Here is a 4,487-nt window from a genome sequence, read left to right on the forward strand (position 1 = left end):
TTAACTGTGAACCTTGAATATCAACTTTAGCACCCTCTAAATTGATACCACCATTTGCTGTATCCAACTTAACAACTTGTTCCGATCCATTCCCCGCAGTTCCACCATAGCCTTTTAAAGTTAAAGTGCCATTTTTAGAAACGAGTTCAATATCACCTACCGCCTTTAGACTATAAACTTTTGGATCAATCGTTAAGTTAGAATTGGTTTGAATTGTTAGGTCACCATTTAAACTATTTAACTTTGTATCATTCTTGAGTAAATCACTTCCGACTGCATTTAAGTTCAATCCAGTCTGACCTAAAATAAAACCACCCGCCTCTAATAAAACAGCTCCACCTGTTAAATTTGTATTTTGTAATACTTGGTTTCCTGTAGCCGTTACAGAGGTTACCCCTTTAGACGTTAAGTTTGTTACTTTATCCGCAATCCATTTGGTCGCTGGCGTATACTCAGCATTGCTATAAACCGTACGACCAGAGCTTACTGCCAGATGCTGGTCTGAAGTAGCATTCACACCCTGTAAAGTCAGTAAATCTTTTGCATAGAGTTCAGTATTACCTTTTGACGTTAATACGCTGTCGATAATTGTACTCATGCCTGCTCTACTATTGATCGCAAGTTTACCAACCGTTGAGCTGAGGTCTGTATTTTGGATTTTAATATCAGATTTGCTATTTTCTATCGAAACAGTTTGTCCCTTTAGAACATTATTTACCGTTTTAAATCGGCCCGTATCCCCAGTAACAACTACATCACTATTAGCCTTTAGATTGATTCCATTATTACTCGAAACTAATATATCGCCCTGATTCGCATTAACTTGTACTGACTGTAAGTTAACGGTGCCATCACCAATCGAGCCAAGTGTTACACCTTTTAAACCACTAATAACGGATTGATCAGTTGTTAATTCATCTTTATCAGCTGAAGGCATCGCCTTGGTTGTCTGGGTCGAGTTTAAATTTATATTTTTATTCGCGAGTATAGAAATCTTTCCAGCAGAAGATGTGGCCTTTAAGCTATTTGCAGTAACTCCACCAGCAAGTGCGGTTAGATTAATATCACCTTGAGCCTTGAGTGCCTGACTTAAAACAAGGTCAGCAATTTCAGAACTCACATCAATATTTTTTTGTGAAGTCAGTGCACTATTGAGTGCTATTTGATTGGCATGTAGTTGAATGCTGTCTTTGTTGGAAATTTCTTTTGCTGTAACAGTTAAATTATTGGCTGCATCCAACTGAACCAGACCTGTAATAAGCGGAAGTGCCTTGTCAGCATTATTCCAGACCAGATCACGTCCACTGTAGGCTTTAATGTTTTTAACTCTGGTTGCAGCGTTTTCAAGTGAAAAACCAAGATTCTTTAGGTTTAGATCTCCTGAACTATACAGGTTGAGATCTTTACCCGCATAGATCGTCCCACCTTGAAGATCAATCAGGTTTTGAATATTAGCCGAATTTGCTTGTAGGTTGATTGAACCTAATGACGCCTGTATATGGTTCTCTGTAAGTGATAACTTACCGTTACTTAAAACATTTAAATCTTTGGCAGCAATCAGTTTTGCGCCTTTTGCTGCCACCAAGTCTTTTTGTACCTGTATGGTTGCTGTACCACGGTTACTTTTAAGTTCCGAGCCCGCTGCCAGATTGATATTCGCTGCATCAATATAGACATCTCCACCTTGTGCATCATCCATAATGCGGGTATCAGCAGCCAGATTGATATTACCTTTGGCATTAACAATTAAAGGAGAGGAAGCCAGGCTACCGACATTAATAATAATTTCTTTAGCATTTACATTCAGGTTATTACCTGAATCGATATTTAACATGCTATTACTGTTAATACTCCCTGATGAGTTGATATCGGCAGCTGCACCCGTACCCGTTGTTTGTATGTTCACTAAACCTTGGGTTTTACTGGTCGAACTGATTGTGCCACTGTGTTCAATTTTTCCGGCACTGGTAATCACCAGATTGTTAACTGCCTGAACAGTCCCTGCGTTAGTCACGCCTAAGCCTTTTTCAGTTCCCATCAAATAGATATTATTGGCATACATCCCACCTAGCGCTTTAACATCTACCGCCAATGTCGGTGCAGTTCCAGTACCTGTTTTAGGTGTAACATCCTGTAAATCTGCACTGACATTATTTGCTCCAGCAATCACCTGAATATCATTTTTAGCACGTAGCTCAGCACTAAGCTCTAATGCACGCGCATAGAGATCCACATAATTTGCATCGTTATTATTTCCACCCAAACCAAATTTAGAATTGGGGTTCGCTGAGACCGTAATTTTCCCTTGGTCAACCGTAAACTGTTTGATGCTGCCATCAGCATTTAACTGGGGTTTACCTGTGGTAAAAATTGCCTTGTTGGCATTAATAAAACCACCACCTTTAATATTAATACCAGACGGGTTGGCAATAATGACATCAGCCATTTGCCCTGCAACTTCCAAGTTCCCTTCAAAACGTGAAGCGGCTGATGAATTTACTTCATTTAAAATAACTCGCGCTTCGCCTGTGGCTAAAAACGGGTTGGCTGCAACGTTTCCTACTGTTTTTGTCGTAGCACCCTGACGGCTGTTATTCAGGACTGCACCTTCTGCCAATACATCAAACTGTTTATAAATATTATGGGATATCCCATTTTTCGGAGTTTGAATATTAACGACAGGAACGACTGTACCTGCCGAGTTCTTTCCAGCACCAATGACTGCTCTATTCGCAGCATTTGCAGCACTATCCGCTACAATACCCGCATAAACAGGTGCTAAAGGCATCCACAAGCTAATACTGGCAACAAGTGCTTTCACTTGCCAGAGTTGATGAAATGCCTGAGATTCAGTGTTATCAATATTGGTCTGGGTACTTGCTTCACTTTGACCCGATGTCTTGGTCTGGCTTCGTACATTTTCAGCCACGGCCACAAACATTTGACGTGCTTTGCTATAAATAATGCGATAACTATTCTTGTTCATGAATAAAGTCTTTTCTAAAGTAAATTAATAAGAAAGGTTGATACTAAAACCGGTAACCCAGTCTTTTTTTATGCTGTCAGGTGCAATTAGTCCCCGACCTATAAAGGCATCCAGATAAAAACTATTTTGATAAGTGCGCAGCCCCAAAACACTTCCGAGTAAATAACGCTGACCCGGTATGCTATTGCGGCCATTGACCCAGCCCTGATCAATTGCCATATAAAACTGGGTATTTGGAATTGGTGCATTCAAGCTGATTTCTTGCTGTAGATACTGACCGTTATCTCCGGAAAGCATGAGCTCACCATCAAAACCTCGTACGCTATAGCGCCCGCCAATATAGAAGCGGTCATTCGGTACTAAAATTTTAGGTGCATATTGTCCACGCCAGTTAAGGCGATATTGAGCTGGTTTTTCGAGCAAAAGAAATGGTGTGGTATAACGCAGATCTGCACTCCAAAGTGGAGCACGTGAGTAACCTTCAACAGGAAGATGGTTTCCATAAACATCCGTAATGTTTTCTTCTGGTGCAGTTCGGGCACCTACTCCCATCCCACGACGGTAATCGATGCTGCCGTCTAATACTGCATTTCCTAAATATTGACGGTGCTGAAACCCTAAATTCCAGCCTGAGGTTCTTCGGTGTAAGACATTAATTTCAATATCATCAATAAAACTTTGGCTTTCCTTATGATAAAGCTTTCCATAGACACTGGTTTTATGTTGTCCACTACGGCTAATGACACGAGATAAATTTAGGTTGGCTTGCTGACTGTTGCCATGGTAAAGCAGTGGACCATTCCCCCCTAAGACTGTTTGCTTATATTGATAGTCATTATAACTAAGACCTAAATCATAATAACCAACAGGCAACTGATAACTAATGAAATAACTTCGGTTTAAGTCTTCATGAAAGTCATCTAATGAGTGACTCACGTTTAACGATAAAATATCATTTAAATGAAACGGGTTATTGATACCTAGCCCAATATTCCCCATATAGGTACCAGTGTCCTGATTACCCGAGTCATCTACACTTAAATTGAAATTAACTTTTTGTAGGGGTTGAAGTTTGAGTATTAAATCGCTATAGCCCGTTAATTCTTTATCTTGAACACTTGCAGGAGTAATTTGCATATCTACTGCGTAGGCACGCTTTAGATTTTCCAGCCCCTGATCGAGCCTTTTTAGATTCACAATATCGCCCGTTTTAAATGGCAACCCAGTCTTAAGCTGTAATGATGAAATTTTTCCTTCTTGTATAACAATCTTATTCAAGCGTCCGATTTGCACACTCAGGTTTAAATTCCCCTGATTTAAGTCTTGCGGACTCACGACAATTTGACTGGTAATAAAACCCTTTTTTAAAAGTTCATTTTGGGCATAGTTCACGATGTTATGTAAACTTTGGGTTCCAATACATTTACCCAAAACATTCTGTGGGTGTTTTTTTATAGCTTTAACCACAAAGTTAAATTGCTGTAGTTCAGACTCAGACTGA

Annotated in this window: 2 protein-coding genes; both read right to left on the reverse strand. The window is 39.9% G+C overall.

Annotation, left to right across the window (positions count from 1 at the left end; genetic code table 11):
- A partial coding sequence (locus ACTJJG_RS18935) for a two-partner secretion domain-containing protein (protein WP_130150315.1) occupies positions 1–2,986 on the reverse strand: 2,986 nt, incomplete at its 3' end.
- Positions 2,987–3,010: 24 nt separating this feature from the next.
- Positions 3,011–4,487: ShlB/FhaC/HecB family hemolysin secretion/activation protein (locus tag ACTJJG_RS18940; RefSeq protein ID WP_233752594.1), on the reverse strand; the 1,477-nt coding region annotated here is incomplete at its 5' end.

It is taken from the genome of Acinetobacter sp. 22512 (assembly GCF_052044755.1).
GTDB lineage: Bacteria > Pseudomonadota > Gammaproteobacteria > Pseudomonadales > Moraxellaceae > Acinetobacter > Acinetobacter pittii.